The organism is Streptomyces sp. NPDC026246 (genome assembly GCF_055567995.1).
This window is the reverse complement of the sequence record NZ_JBVHPJ010000002.1, coordinates 657,879-670,982: the sequence shown is the minus strand read 5'-3', so window position 1 is coordinate 670,982 and position 13,104 is coordinate 657,879. Positions and strand designations below refer to the sequence as shown.

The window sequence follows — 13,104 nt, the reverse complement described above, 5'->3', positions numbered from 1 at the left end:
CCCGGCGTGAGGGCTGACCGCCCGTCGTGCGACGGGGGAGGGGCGCGGCACTCCCCTAAGCGTGCCGCGCCCCGCCCCCCGCCCGGATCAGAACGCCTGCACCTCGGGCAGCGTGCCCGTCCGGGCCGCCTGCCCGTACCAGTGGGCGCTCGTCTTCGGGGTGCGCTCCAGCGTCGCGTAGTCGACGTACACCGCGCCGAAGCGCTTGCCGTAGCCGTACGCCCACTCGAAGTTGTCCAGCAGCGACCACAGGAAGTAGCCCCGGACGTCCGCGCCGTCGGCGATCGCACGGCGCACCGCCGACAGATGGCCGTGCAGGTAGGCGACCCGCTCCGGGTCGTGCACCCGGCCGTCCGAGTCGACCTTGTCGTCGTAGGCCGCGCCGTTCTCCGTGATGTACAGCGGGAGACCCGGTGCCTCGCGGGAGTAGCGCATGATCAGCTCGTGCAGCCCGGTCGGGTCGATCGTCCAGCCCATCTCGGTGCGCTCGCCCGGGGTCTGGTGGAAGGCCACGTCGTCCACGCCCGGCCACGGTGAGTGCTCGCTCGCCCCGTGCCCGTCCGCCCGGGGCCCCTTGGCGGCCGGGTCCGCGGCCGACACCAGGGAGGGCGTGTAGTAGTTCAGGCCGAGGGCGTCCAGGGGCTGGTGGATCTGCTCCAGGTCGCCGTCGAGGACGAACGACCAGTCCGTGACACCGGCCGTCGCGGTGAACAGCGACTCCGGGTAGGCGCCGTGCAGCAGCGGGCCGTGGAAGACGCCGCTGGCCAGATCGTCGATCTTGCGGGCCGCTGCCAGGTCCGCCGGATCCTGCGAAAGCGGCCGGACCGCGGCGGAGTTGAGGGCGATCGCCACCTGGTTGCGGGCCGGCATCACCGACCGCAGCGCGACGGCGCCCAGGCCGTGGGCGAGGTTCAGGTGGTGCGCGGCACGCAGCGCGGCGAGCGGGTCGGTGCGGCCCGGGGCGTGCACGCCCGAGGCGTACCCCAGGAACGCGGCACACCACGGCTCGTTGAGGGTCATCCAGTGCTCGACGCGGTCCCCGAGCGCCTCACCGACGAGCTGCGCGTACTCGGCGAACCGGTACGCGGTGTCCCGCTCCGGCCAGCCGCCCGCGTCCTCCAGCTCCTGCGGCAGGTCCCAGTGGTAGAGGGTGACGGCCGGCTTGATGTTCTTCTCCAGCAGTTCGTCGACCAGCCGGCGGTAGAAGTCCAGGCCCTTCTGCACGGCCGGGCCGCGCCCGGTCGGCTGTACCCGCGACCACGAGACGGAGAAGCGGTAGGCGCCCAGGCCCAGTTCCGCCATCAGCGCCACGTCGTCGCGGTAGCGGTGGTAGTGGTCGACGGCGACGTCACCGTGCTCGCCGCCGGCCGTCTTGCCGGGCGTGTGGCTGAAGGTGTCCCAGATCGACGGCGTACGGCCGTCCTCCCGCACCGCGCCCTCGATCTGGTACGCGGAGGTCGCCGCGCCCCACAGGAAGGCAGGAGGGAAGGTCACCGCGGTGGCCGTGTTCTCGGAGTCAGGCATGGAAGCGCTCCCAAAGAGGTCGTGGAGACCGGAGAGTGAAGAGGGAAGGGAGGGGAGGGGAAGAGGAAGAGGGACCGGGGCCGGAGCGGCACCGGCCCGGCCCCCGGAAAAGAGCTACCCCTTGACGGCGCCCTGCATGATGCCGCCCACGATCTGCTTGCCGAAGATCGCGAAGACCAGCAGCAGCGGCAGTGTGCCCAGCAGCGCGCCCGCCATGATCAGGGACTGGTCGGGCGTGTAGCCGCGGCCGAGGCCCGCGATGGCGACCTGCACGGTCGGGTTGCCGGTCTGGGTCAGCACCAGGAACGGCCATAGGAAGTCGTTCCAGGCCTGCACGAACATCAGCATGCCGAGCACCGCCATGGCGGGCCGGGCCGTGGGGAACACCACGTGCCACACCACGCGCCAGCTGCTCGCGCCGTCCACCCGGGCCGCCTCGATGATCTCGTCCGGCAGCGCCTGGATCAGGTACTGCCGCATGAAGAACACACCGAACGCGCTGACCAGCGAGGGGAAGATGACCGCCTGCAACTGGTCGGTCCAGTCCAGCTCGGCGACCATCATGTACAGCGGGATCACGCTGAGCTGCGGCGGCACCATCATCGTGCCGATCACCACCAGCATCAGGGCGTTGCGGCCCTTGAACCGCAGCTTGGCGAAGGCGAACCCGGCGATCGTCGACAGGACCACGATGGTCGCCGCCGAGATCCCGGCCACGATCGTGGTGTTGAGGAACGCCTCACCCAGATTGGCGTCCCGCCAGGCGATCTCCAGGTTCTTGAACAGGTTGGCGCCGAACCAGAACGGCGGCGGCGTCTCGGCCAGCCGCTGGTTGTCCCGGGAGGCGGCGATCGCCGTCCAGATCAGGGGGAAGAGCGAGACGAGGGTGAACAGGCCCAGGATCACGTAGGCGACCGGGCCGGCGTGCAGGGTGCCGCCCGCCCGGGCGGACTTGGGCAGACGCGAGCGCTTCGGCTGCGGGGCGGGGGTCTTGGTCTCGGGGGGCGTCACAGTCGTCGTCACGGCCACACTCCTTAAGCACTGGCGCGCAGCCGGCGCGAGATGACGTAGTTGACGATGCCGACGACGATCAGGATGAGGAACATCGTCCACGCGATCGCCGAGGCCCGGCCGAGGTGCTGGTTCACCCAGCCCTGCTCGTACAGGTACAGGCCGAGGGTCTGGAACTGGTGCTCGGCGCCGCCCGAGGCGCCCTTGTTGGCGTCGAACAGCAGCGGCTCGCCGAAGACCTGGCTGGCGCCGATGGTCGACACGACGACCGTGAACAGGATCGTGGGCCGCAGCGACGGCAGCGTCACGTGGAAGAACTGCTGCCAGCGATTGGCGCCGTCCAGCGCCGCCGACTCGTACAGGTCGTTCGGGATGGCCTGCATCGCCGCCAGGTAGATCAGCGCGTTGTAGCCGGTCCAGCGCCAGATGATGATGGTGGAGACGGCGATCTGCGAGGGCCACCGGTCGTTCTGCCAGTCGATGTGGTCGATGCCGACCATGTTCAGAACCCAGTTGATCATGCCGTAGTCGCGGCCGAAGAGCAGCACGAACACCAGGGAGGCGGCGGCGATCGAGGTCGCGTACGGCGCGAGCATCACGACCCGGTAGAAGGTCGAACCGCGCAGCTTGTAGTTGAGGATGTGCGCGATGCCCATGGCCATCAGCAACTGCGGCACGGTGGAGATGATGCCGATGGTCAGGGTGTTCTTCGCCGCGTTCCAGAAGAAGTCGTCGTCGAAGATCCGGGTGTAGTTGCGCAGCCCCACCCAGTTCATGTCGGTGGGCGCCGTGAGCTCCACCTGGTGCAGCGAGGCCCAGCCCGTGTAGACCAGCGGGAACAGGCCGAAGGCCACGAACAGCAGGAAGAACGGCGAGACGAAGGCGTAGGGGCTCCAGCGCACGTCCCGCTGCCAGCGTCGGGACAACCGGGCCCGGCGGCGCTCGTCCGGCGCGGACGGCGTGCCCGTCGCCGGACCGGCCGGGGCCGCGCCCCCCTCCTTGGAGGGGAGCGCGGCGGTGTCGGGGCGGGTGGCCATACGGGTCACTTGTCCAGGTTGTTGTCGATGGTCTTCACGGCCGTGTTCCAGGCCTCCTCGGGCGACTTGCCCTTGGTGACCAGCACCAGACCGTTGTCGTTCAGCGCCGACCCGATGATCTGGTCCTTCGGGCCGATGACCTGGACCGGGCTCGTCTCGGCCGCCTCGGCGAAGATCTTGCCGATCGGGGCGTCACCGGTCATCTTGTTCTTCGCGTTCTGCACGGCCGGGGTGTCGTACGCCGACGGCGTGCTGGGGAAGCTGCCGCGCTTCTCGAACAGCTTCGCCTGCTGCTCCGGAGCGGTCAGCCAGGCGGCCAGCTCGGTGGCTTCCTTCACGTGCTTGCCGCTCTTGGGCACGCTCAGGAACGAGCCGCCCCAGTTGCCGGACTTGGGCGCGGGGGCCACGTCCCACTTGCCCTGGGCCTCCGGCTTGGACTTGCTCTCGATGTAGCCGAGCATCCACGGCGGGCAGGACATCGCCGCGAACTTGCCGTTGGCGATGGTGGTGTCCCAGGCCGGCTGGAACTGGGTCTGCGCGCCCACCAGTCCGTCCTCGGCCGCCTTCGCGGTCATCATGAACGACTTCTTGACGACCGGGTTGTCCTTGTAGATGACCTCGCCGGACTCGTCGTAGTAGCGGACCTTCTCGCTGGACATGATGGCGCTCATCAGGCCGCCGGGGGAGTCCATGAACGTGGTGCCCTCGGGCGCCTTCTTCTTGTACTTCTGGCCGACGTCGATCAGCTTCTGCCAGTCGCCCGACCACATCTTCGCCAGTTCCTCGCGGTCGGTCGGCAGGCCGGCCTTCTCGAAGAGGTCCTTGCGGTAGCAGATCGCCATCGGGCCGACGTCGGTGCCCAGACCTATCGTCTGGCCCTCCTTGGTGGTGGCCTGCTGCCACTTCCAGTCGAGGTAGTTGTCCTTCTTCACGCCGGGGGCCTTGGAGAGGTCCTCGAGCTTGCCCGCCTGGGTGGCCACGACCTCGGCGATGTTGCCGACCTCGACGCCCTGGATGTCCATCAGGCCGCTGTTGGTCGTGAGGTGGTTGACGAGCGCCGGGTAGTAGTTCTCGTTGCGCTCGGTGACGTTCTCCTGGATCTTGACGTCGGGGTGGAGCTTCTCGTACTCCGCGTAGAGTCCGGCCTCCTTGAAGCCGAAGGTGCCGAACAGACCCAGGGTGATGACGGTCTTGCCGCCACCGCCGCCCGACGAATCCGAGTCGCTGCCGCCGTCGTCGGCACAACCGGCCAGCAGCCCGGCGCCCAGCGACGCCACCGCCGCCAGCACTACCGCCCTACGTGCTCGCATCTGAGGTCCTCCTGTTGCCCTGACGTGCCGACCCCCCGGGCCAACTGCATTGTTGGGCCCTTTTTACTCGCTGCGGCTCGGGTGGGGAACGTGCGGGATGTGTATGTGTCAGGTACTGTGGGAGCGCTCCCATCAGTGATGTGTTGAAGGGTTGCGGGTCGGGGCGAGGGTGTCAAGGGACCGAGCACGGCGAAATGCGTTCAGTTATCGGGCTGTTAACTCGGCCCGTGGGGGCGTCCGCGCACCGGCGGGCCTGACTCGTTTCCGTCGCCGTACCGTACGTGCGGACCGTGCGGCGCCCCAAGCGGAAGGCACCGGGAGCATCGGCTCACAGGGGCGGTCACCGGCTCTGACGGGGCTGTTAGATTCCAGCCAGCGTGACACACGACGGAAGGCGGAGCCCATGGCAAGCCACGGAGCGCGGGGCCGGAGCGGGGGCCGGCCCACCCTCGAAGAGGTGGCGGCGCGCGCCGGTGTGGGCCGCGGCACCGTCTCCCGGGTGATCAACGGTTCACCCCGGGTCAGCGACGCCACCCGCGCCGCGGTCGAGGCGGCGGTCGCCGAGCTCGGCTACGTCCCCAACACCGCGGCGCGCGCCCTGGCCGCGAACCGCACGGACGCGATCGCGCTCGTCGTGCCCGAGCCGGAGACCCGGTTCTTCGCGGAGCCGTACTTCTCGGACATGCTCAAGGGTGTCGGGGCGGAGCTGTCGGAGACGGAGATGCAGCTGCTGCTGATCTTCGCGGGCAGCGACCGTGAGCGTCAGCGCCTCGCCCAGTACCTTGCGGCCCACCGGGTGGACGGTGTGCTGCTGGTCTCGGTGCACGCCGACGACCCGCTGCCCGACCTGCTCGCGCAGCTGGAGATCCCCGCGGTCATCAGCGGCCCCCGCTCGGCCGGGGAAACGCTGGCCTCGGTGGACTCGGACAACTACGGAGGCGCCCGGCAGGCCGTGGAGCACCTGCTCTCCCGCGGCCGGCGCCGCGTCGCCCACATCACCGGCCGCCTCGACGTCTACGGTGCCCAGCGCCGTATCGACGGCTACCGCGACGCCCTGAGCGACGCCGGTCACGCGGCGGACGAGACGCTGATCGAGGCGGGCGACTTCACCGAGGACGGCGGTCTGCGCGCGATGACGGCGCTGCTGGAGCGCCACCCGGACCTGGACGCGGTCTTCGCCGCCTCCGACGTCACCGCGGCCGGCGCCCGGCAGGCCCTGCGCGAGGCGGGCCGCCGCATCCCGGACGACGTGGCGCTCGTCGGTTACGACGACTCCGCCATAGCCCGGCACATGGACCCGCCCCTCACCAGCGTGCGCCAGCCCATCGAGGAGATGGGCCGCCGGATGATCGACCTCCTCCTGTCCGAGGTCGCCGATCGCCGCCCGGCGGCGACCCGGGGTCTTCAGCGGCGTCAGCTGGTCCTGGCGACGGAACTGGTGCCGCGGGCGTCCTCCTGACGGCGGTGCGGGCCGTTCCGTCGTGGAACGGCCCGCTCGCGTGGGGGAGTCGGGGCGCCGTGGGCCGGCCGCCGGAAACACGAACGAGGGGCTTTCCCGGTCTCCCGGGAAAGCCCCTCGTCGTTCAGGGTGAGTGACGGGACTCGAACCCGCGGCATCCTGGACCACAACCAGGTGCTCTACCAGCTGAGCTACACCCACCATGACCGGTGTGGAGATCAGTGTCTTCCCCGACCGGCCGAGAAAAAGTGTACAGGGTCCGAAGGGGTGCTCGCGCCCGCCTTTCGCGGCGCCCCTCGGCGGTCCCCGGTCCGGCCTACTGCGCAGGCAGGACGTGCTTCGCCGCGATCGTCCGCGCGGTGTCGGAGTCGGGCCCGGGCTGCGGGACGAAGACGGCCTCGCGGTAGTAGCGCAGCTCCGCGATCGACTCGCGGATGTCGGCCAGGGCGCGGTGGTTGCCGTTCTTCTGCGGACTGTTGAAGTACGCCCTCGGGTACCAGCGGCGGGCCAGCTCCTTGATCGACGACACGTCGACGATCCGGTAGTGCAGGTAGTCCTCCAGCGTGGGCATGTCCCGCAGCAGGAAGCCGCGGTCGGTGCCGACGGAGTTGCCGCACAGCGGGGCCTTGCCGGGCTCCTTGACGTGCTCCTTCACATACGCCAGGACCTGTTCCTCAGCGTCCTTCAAAGTCGTGCCGTTCTCCAGCACCGCGAGCAGGCCGGAGGCGGTGTGCATCTGGCGCACCACGTCCGGCATCGTCTCCAGGGCCTGGTCCGGCGGCCGGATGACGATGTCCACACCCTCGCCGAGCACGTTCAGCTCCGAGTCCGTGACGAGGGCGGCCACCTCGATGAGCGCGTCGTCCGACAGCGAGAGGCCGGTCATCTCGCAGTCGATCCACACCATGCGATCGTTCATGCGCCCAACCCTACGGCGCGGGGTGCCGGAGTCAGGAGCGGGAGCGGGCGGGCCGGTGTCACGCCGGCCCGCCCGGTGTCTACCGCCTCACGTTCCGCTGCGCTGGCCCGGCAGGCTCGCCGAGAGGGTCGGGGACCCGCCGACCGCGCTCGCCGCCGCCGTGCGGCGGGACTGGTGCGGCACGGGGTGGTCCGGGTGCAGCGGGGTGGGCACCTGGGCGTGGTGGCCCGGGTGGCCGGGATGGCCCGGCATTCCGGAGCCGTGGCCGCCCGGGGCGGTCTCGGACTCCTGCGGGCGTTCGCCCTGCGGACGCCGGGCACGGTACGCCGCCCGGTACGCAGCCGGGGACGAACCCAGCTGCCGCCGGAAGTGCCCGCGCAGGGCGACCGGCGACCGGAAGCCACAGCGTCCGGCCACCTCGTCCACCGAGTAGTCCGACGTCTCCAGCAGCCGCTGGGCCTGGAGCACCCGCTGCGTGATCAGCCACTGCAGCGGAGCGCTCCCGGTCAGCGAGCGGAAGCGGCGGTCGAACGTACGCCGGCTCATGTACGCGCGGGCCGCCAGCGTCTCCACGTCGAACTGCTCGTGGAGGTGCTCCAGCGCCCAGGCGACGACCTCGGCGAGCGGGTCGGCGCCGATCTCCTCGGGTAAAGACCTGTCGAGGTAGCGCTCCTGCCCGCCGCTGCGGCGCGGCGGCACGACGAGCCGCCTCGCCAGGGCCCCGGCAGCCTCGTTGCCGTGGTCCGTGCGCACGATGTGCAGGCACAGGTCGATGCCCGCCGCGGTGCCCGCCGAGGTCAGCACGTCGCCGTCGTCGACGAACAGCTCACGCGGGTCCACGTGCACCGACGGATAGCGCTTGGCCAGCGTCGGTGCGTACATCCAGTGGGTGGTCGCCGGACGGCCGTCCAGCAGACCGGCCGCCGCCAGCACGAAGGCGCCGGTGCACAGCCCGACGATGCGGGCACCCTCCTCGTGGGCGCGGCGCAGCGCGTCGAGCGCCTCCTCCGGTGGTGGTGAGGTGATCGAGCGCCAGGCCGGCACGACGACCGTGCCCGCGCGTGAGATCGCCTCCAGGCCGTGTGGTGCGGTGAGTTCGAGGCCCCCTGTGGTCCGCAGCGGGCCTTCCTCGCCTCCACACACCAGTAGTCGGTAGCGCGGTACGCCGGCGTCCTGGCGGTCAACCCCGAACACCGACAGCGGTATGGAACTCTCGAAGATGGGGCCGCCGCTGAACAGCAGCACCGCGACGATCTCCTTGCGGCGGCGCCCGGAGAGTTTCCGGGCCGCGGTTTCCGGCGCGGCAGTGGAGTCGTGGCTCATCCTGCTAAGCCCCCCTCGGTGGTCGCGGCTCCTCGGTTGTGTCGCTCCTGCACGTTTCCCCTCGGTCCTGCACGAGTCCCCCGCCGTAGACAGTCAAGATCGAATCTACTGTGTCGCATTGCGTCGAGGTGGCCGGTTCGGCACTCGGCACATTGTCGACTTGGCAACTTGGCGTAAAGCATTCGATCACGAAGCGTTGCACTCGTGGGGCGTGCAGGGAAGTGCGCCTCGTCGCAGTGGCCAATCCACGTAGGGTGCGCCGTCGCCCGGGGACCCTTTCCCTGCAGGTCGAACGGGGGTTGGGGGGTGAGGGGGCGGGGGGATGTACGGGTACGAGAAGTTGGCTGAAAACCAGCGTGCCGAGGTACGGAAACCGGTCAGCCGACCGGTGTCTCTCCTCCAGTGTGCCGCCCGCCGCGGTGGGACCCCGTCCCCGTGCGGTGGCGCCTGCCCCGGTGGGGTGCCCGGTCCTCGGCCGCGAGCCGGGCCGCGCCGCGCTCGGACTGGCGCAGCAGGACCCGGCAGGCGCCGGTGACGGCCGCGAGCCCGAGGGCCGTGCCGGCCGCGCCGGCCAGGGTGGCGCCGTAGGCGAGGAGCACGACCGGGACGAGCAGGCAGCTGAAGACCGCCCAGCGGACCACGTCCGTCGCGGTGTCCCGCCGGGGCGGGGTCGCGCGGTCCGCCCGGGGGGCGGGGCGTGGTGCGGACATGGCTGGGCTCCCTGTGGCGTGGCTCACGGGGTTCAACGCGCGGCCGGGGCGTCGGTCACTGTGTCGCCCGATGACGGCCACGGGTCAGTGAATCCTGTGCAAACCGCCTGTACAGGGCAGCAACCATTGCGTTACGGGCGTCGCCTCGTGCATGCTCCCTGGAACCCGCACGCACGACGGGCGGGAGCTGGGCCAAAGAAGCGTGCCGCCGTACCCTTGGGGGTATGGGGTGGGGAAGACCATTCCCGGACACAGCTCCGCCGCACACTGTCGTCCCACCCATAAAGGATCACAACGCCGAGACAGCCATGGCCGGTCACGAATTCTTCGAACCCGCGGACCGCAAGCGGCCCGTCGCCGATCCCACGGCGGCCGAGCCCCTGGCGGCGGAAGAGCCACGCCATTCGTGCGATCCCGCTTTCAAGCACGGGGTCGTCGTCGGCTTCGACGGCTCGACGTCCAGTGAGCGCGCCCTGGCCTACGCGATCGGCATGGCCCATCGCTCCGGGTCGGGCCTGATCATCGTCCACGTCGCCAACCGGCTGCCGACCACCGTGTGGGCGGGCTGCGAGCCGCCCGTCTTCGTGGACGTGCCGGACCACCGGACCGAGGTGCTCGGGCTGGAGCTGGCCTGTGCGGACTACCTCGCCGAGGTGCCCTGGATCCTGGTCGAGCGCGGCGGTGACATCTGCCACGAGCTCGAGGAGGTCGGCCGGGAGTACGAGGCGGACGCCATCGTCGTCGGATCGACCCACGGCCTCGTCGGGCGGCTCTTCGGGTCCGTCGCGGGGCGGCTCGCCAAGCGGGCGCAGCGGCCCGTCATCGTCATTCCCTGACCTCCGCCGCTGCCCAACTCCCTTGTGCACTGCGTGAATTTCCCTGCGCGCGCAGGTGTTTGTGCCCTTGTGAAGGGCATATACGGGACATCGCACCACTGCACCTGCACGAAGGGAGCCCGCCGTGGACAAAGACGTTCCCGCGGGAAGCGGAATCACGACCGTGGCCGGTCGACTCGCCCTCGGAATCACCCTGTTGGCCTTCGGTCTGGGGAACACCGCCGTGCTCGACGGCGTCTCGGCCGCCGACGCCTCGTCGATCGCCCAGTACGTGGGCGGAGTAGCCCTGTTCGTCGCCGGGATGGTGGCCCTCCGCGAGGGCGACGCCGCCGGCGGTACGGCGTTCTCCGTGCTCGGGGCGCTGTGGTTCACCTGGGCCGTGGCCGACGTGGCCGCCGCCGGCGAGGCGGGGCTTTTCCTGCTGCTGTTCGCCCTCGCGGCGCTGTCCCTCACGCTGGCGGGCGGGGATCAGCTCGGACGGGGCGTGTACGGGCTGTTCTTCGTGGCCCTGGTGCTGCTCGCGGTCGCCGCGTTCGCGGAGAACGACGGGCTCGCGAAGGTCGGGGGCTGGTTCGCCGTCGCCGCGGGTGCGGTGGCCTGGTACGCGGCGACCGCCGCGTTGGCGCACTGGCCGACGGCACTTCCGGGACGCGCTGCCGGCCGGGGAGTGACGGCCACCGGTTAGCTGCGCCGGCTGGGGAGTCGGGCGGCTTCCCGGCGACGAGACGGACCCCCCGTGCGCGGTGGCAGCACGTGGGGGTCCGTCCCTGTCTTCTCGGCCTGTGCGGGTATGTCGTGGTTGCTCGCGCAGTTCCCCGCGCCCCTGAAACGGGGTCGGTTACTCCACCGTCACCGACTTGGCGAGGTTGCGGGGCTTGTCGATGTCGCGGCCGAGGGCCAGAGCCGTGTGGTAGGCCAGGAGCTGGAGCGGGATGCCCATCAGGATCGGGTCCAGCTCGTCCTCGTTCTTCGGGACGACGATCGTCTCGTCGGCCTTCTCCTGGTGCCGGTGGGCGACCGCGAGGATCTGGCCGCTACGGGCCTTGATCTCCTCCATGGCGGCGCGGTTCTTCTCCAGCAGGTCGTCGTCGGGGACGATGGCGACCGTGGGGAGGGCCGGCTCGATCAGGGCCAGCGGGCCGTGCTTGAGCTCGGAGGCGGGGTAGGCCTCGGCGTGGATGTAGGAGACCTCCTTGAGCTTCAGGGACGCCTCGCGGGCCACCGGGTAGCCCCGGACGCGGCCGATGAAGAGCATCGAGCGGGCCTCGGCGAACTGCTGGGCCAGCTTCTTGACCTCCTCCTCCTGCTCCATGATCTCGGCGATCTGCGCGGGCAGCCTGCGCAGGCCCTCGATGATCCGCTTGCCGTCGCGGACCGAGAGGTCGCGGGTGCGGCCGAGGTGCAGGGCGAGCAGGGCGAAGGCGACCGTGGTGTTGGTGAAGCACTTGGTGGACACGACGCAGACCTCGGGGCCGGCGTGCACGTAGATGCCGCCGTCGGCCTCGCGGGCGATCGCCGAGCCGACCACGTTCACCACGCCCAGGACGCGGGCGCCCTTGCGCTTGAGCTCCTGCACGGCGGCCAGCACGTCGTAGGTCTCACCGGACTGGGAGACGGCGACGTAGAGGGTGTCGGGGTCGACGACCGCGTTGCGGTAGCGGAACTCAGAGGCGGGCTCGGCGTCGGCGGGGATGCGGGCCAGCTCCTCGATCATCTGGGCGCCGATCATGCCCGCGTGGTACGAGGTGCCGCAGCCGAGGATCTTCACACGGCGGATGCGCCGGGCCTCGCGGGCGTCCAGGTTCAGGCCGCCCAGGTGCACGGTGGAGAAGCGGTCGTCGATGCGGCCGCGCAGCACGCGGTCCACGGCGTCGGCCTGCTCGTGGATCTCCTTGTGCATGTAGGTGTCGTGGCCGCCCATGTCGTAGGAGGCGGCCTCCCACTCGACGGTGGTGGGCTCGGCGGTGGTGCGGGTGCCCTCGGTGGTGTAGGTGCGGAAGTCGTCGGCCTTGAGGGTGGCCATCTCGCCGTCGTCGAGGGTGACGATCTGGCGGGTGTGGGCGACCAGTGCGGCGATGTCGGAGGCGACGAACATCTCCTTCTCGCCGATGCCGAGGACGACCGGGGAACCGTTGCGCGCGACGACGATCCGGTCGGGGAAGTCGGCGTGCATGACGGCGATGCCGTAGGTGCCCTCGATGAGCCGGAGGGTCTCGCGGACCTTGTCCTCCAGCTTCTCCGCCTGCGAACGGGCGATGAGGTGGACGAGGACCTCGGTGTCGGTCTCCGAGAGGAACTCGACGCCGTCCGCCTCCAGCTTGCGGCGCAGGTCGGCGGCGTTGTCGATGATGCCGTTGTGCACGACGGCGACCTTGTTGTCGGCCGACATGTGCGGGTGGGCGTTCACGTCGGACGGGGCGCCGTGGGTGGCCCAGCGGGTGTGGGCGATGCCGGTCGTGCCCTTGAAGCGGGCCGGGACCTTGGCCTCCAGGTCGCGGACGCGGCCCTTGGCCTTGACCATCTTCAGGCCCGACGTCTTCGGGGAGGTGACGACGATGCCCGCGGAGTCGTAGCCGCGGTACTCCAGGCGCTGCAGGCCCTCCAGGAGCAGGGGCGCGACGTCACGCTTCCCGATGTAACCGACGATTCCGCACATGTATACGTATTCCTAGCCGTAGACGATGCGCCGCAGCTGCCGGAGCGAGAGCTCCGGCGGGGCCACCGCGCGGTACTTGAGGTCCGCCTCGATCCGCTCGAAGATCGCCGCGTTCACCAGGCCCTGGGCCTGGAGCTCGCGGTGGCGGCGACGGACGTACTCCTCGGTCGTCTCGTCGAAGTAGGCGAGCACGTCCTGGATCACACGCAGCGCCTCGCCCCGGCCGAGGGGGCTGGACCGCGTCAGATGATCAACGAGTTCGTCGTGCACCCGATGATCCTGAGGCACCGGCCGCTCTTTCGCAAGAATCCTGCCCGAT

General features: G+C 70.4%; 12 protein-coding genes and 1 tRNA gene. 3 read left to right on the top strand and 10 right to left on the bottom strand.

What is annotated here, in order from left to right:
- Nucleotides 1–87: 87 nt before the first annotated feature.
- The 4 genes from ACZ4M5_RS07110 to ACZ4M5_RS07095 all read right to left on the bottom strand — a co-directional run bounded on the left by ACZ4M5_RS07110 (nucleotide 88) and on the right by ACZ4M5_RS07095 (nucleotide 4,882).
- The gene (locus ACZ4M5_RS07110; RefSeq protein ID WP_467733893.1) at nucleotides 88–1,524 is read right to left on the bottom strand and encodes a GH1 family beta-glucosidase; all 1,437 of its coding nucleotides are present in this window, start codon (nucleotides 1,522–1,524) and stop codon (nucleotides 88–90) included.
- Between the two features lie 114 nt (nucleotides 1,525–1,638).
- Nucleotides 1,639–2,547 (bottom strand): carbohydrate ABC transporter permease, encoded by a 909-nt coding sequence (locus tag ACZ4M5_RS07105; RefSeq protein WP_467733891.1) that lies wholly within the window; start codon nucleotides 2,545–2,547, stop codon nucleotides 1,639–1,641.
- Nucleotides 2,548–2,558: 11 nt separating this feature from the next.
- On the bottom strand, nucleotides 2,559–3,572 hold the full coding sequence (locus ACZ4M5_RS07100) for a carbohydrate ABC transporter permease (protein WP_467734274.1): 1,014 nt from the start codon (nucleotides 3,570–3,572) through the stop codon (nucleotides 2,559–2,561).
- A 5-nt stretch (nucleotides 3,573–3,577) separates the two neighbouring features.
- Complete coding sequence (locus ACZ4M5_RS07095; RefSeq protein ID WP_467733889.1) at nucleotides 3,578–4,882, bottom strand: ABC transporter substrate-binding protein; 1,305 nt, start codon at nucleotides 4,880–4,882, stop codon at nucleotides 3,578–3,580.
- 403 nt (nucleotides 4,883–5,285) lie between these two features.
- Here ACZ4M5_RS07095 and ACZ4M5_RS07090 point away from each other — a divergent pair, with 403 nt between their 5' ends.
- Nucleotides 5,286–6,341 (top strand): LacI family DNA-binding transcriptional regulator, encoded by a 1,056-nt coding sequence (locus ACZ4M5_RS07090; protein ID WP_467733887.1) that lies wholly within the window; start codon nucleotides 5,286–5,288, stop codon nucleotides 6,339–6,341.
- Nucleotides 6,342–6,469: 128 nt separating this feature from the next.
- Here ACZ4M5_RS07090 and ACZ4M5_RS07085 read toward each other — a convergent pair.
- The 4 genes from ACZ4M5_RS07085 to ACZ4M5_RS07070 form a co-directional block, all read right to left on the bottom strand.
- Nucleotides 6,470–6,542: transfer RNA gene (locus ACZ4M5_RS07085), tRNA-His, on the bottom strand.
- 115 nt (nucleotides 6,543–6,657) lie between these two features.
- On the bottom strand, nucleotides 6,658–7,260 hold the full coding sequence (gene orn, locus ACZ4M5_RS07080; RefSeq protein ID WP_467733885.1) for an oligoribonuclease: 603 nt from the start codon (nucleotides 7,258–7,260) through the stop codon (nucleotides 6,658–6,660).
- Between the two features lie 87 nt (nucleotides 7,261–7,347).
- Entirely contained in the window at nucleotides 7,348–8,583 is a 1,236-nt protein-coding gene (locus ACZ4M5_RS07075; RefSeq protein ID WP_467733883.1) for a helix-turn-helix domain-containing protein, read from the bottom strand.
- Between the two features lie 377 nt (nucleotides 8,584–8,960).
- Nucleotides 8,961–9,293, bottom strand: a complete 333-nt coding sequence (locus ACZ4M5_RS07070; RefSeq protein ID WP_467733881.1) for a hypothetical protein — start codon at nucleotides 9,291–9,293, stop codon at nucleotides 8,961–8,963.
- 308 nt (nucleotides 9,294–9,601) lie between these two features.
- Here ACZ4M5_RS07070 and ACZ4M5_RS07065 point away from each other — a divergent pair, with 308 nt between their 5' ends.
- A complete protein-coding gene (locus ACZ4M5_RS07065) occupies nucleotides 9,602–10,129 on the top strand; it encodes a universal stress protein (RefSeq protein WP_298555056.1) in 528 nt (175 codons plus the stop codon).
- Nucleotides 10,130–10,253: 124 nt separating this feature from the next.
- A complete protein-coding gene (locus tag ACZ4M5_RS07060; protein ID WP_467733879.1) occupies nucleotides 10,254–10,814 on the top strand; it encodes a GPR1/FUN34/YaaH family transporter in 561 nt (186 codons plus the stop codon).
- A 153-nt stretch (nucleotides 10,815–10,967) separates the two neighbouring features.
- Here the strand turns inward: ACZ4M5_RS07060 and glmS are convergent, their stop codons facing one another.
- A complete protein-coding gene (glmS, locus tag ACZ4M5_RS07055) occupies nucleotides 10,968–12,785 on the bottom strand; it encodes a glutamine--fructose-6-phosphate transaminase (isomerizing) (protein ID WP_467733877.1) in 1,818 nt (605 codons plus the stop codon).
- A 12-nt stretch (nucleotides 12,786–12,797) separates the two neighbouring features.
- Nucleotides 12,798–13,055: a hypothetical protein gene (locus ACZ4M5_RS07050; protein WP_369196586.1), complete on the bottom strand. Its 258-nt coding sequence runs from the start codon at nucleotides 13,053–13,055 to the stop codon at nucleotides 12,798–12,800.
- Between the last annotated feature and the right edge of the window lie 49 nt (nucleotides 13,056–13,104).

Bases quoted from the DNA above. Each gene is read 5' to 3' on its own strand.
- ACZ4M5_RS07070 (WP_467733881.1), bottom strand. From the start codon at position 9,293: ATGTCCGCACCACGCCCCGCCCCCCGGGCGGACCGCGCGACCCCGCCC.
- ACZ4M5_RS07075 (WP_467733883.1), bottom strand. From the start codon at position 8,583: ATGAGCCACGACTCCACTGCCGCGCCGGAAACCGCGGCCCGGAAACTC.
- orn (WP_467733885.1), bottom strand. From the start codon at position 7,260: ATGAACGATCGCATGGTGTGGATCGACTGCGAGATGACCGGCCTCTCG.
- ACZ4M5_RS07095 (WP_467733889.1), bottom strand. From the start codon at position 4,882: ATGCGAGCACGTAGGGCGGTAGTGCTGGCGGCGGTGGCGTCGCTGGGC.
- ACZ4M5_RS07065 (WP_298555056.1), top strand. From the start codon at position 9,602: ATGGCCGGTCACGAATTCTTCGAACCCGCGGACCGCAAGCGGCCCGTC.
- ACZ4M5_RS07110 (WP_467733893.1), bottom strand. From the start codon at position 1,524: ATGCCTGACTCCGAGAACACGGCCACCGCGGTGACCTTCCCTCCTGCC.
- ACZ4M5_RS07090 (WP_467733887.1), top strand. From the start codon at position 5,286: ATGGCAAGCCACGGAGCGCGGGGCCGGAGCGGGGGCCGGCCCACCCTC.
- glmS (WP_467733877.1), bottom strand. From the start codon at position 12,785: ATGTGCGGAATCGTCGGTTACATCGGGAAGCGTGACGTCGCGCCCCTG.
- ACZ4M5_RS07100 (WP_467734274.1), bottom strand. From the start codon at position 3,572: ATGGCCACCCGCCCCGACACCGCCGCGCTCCCCTCCAAGGAGGGGGGC.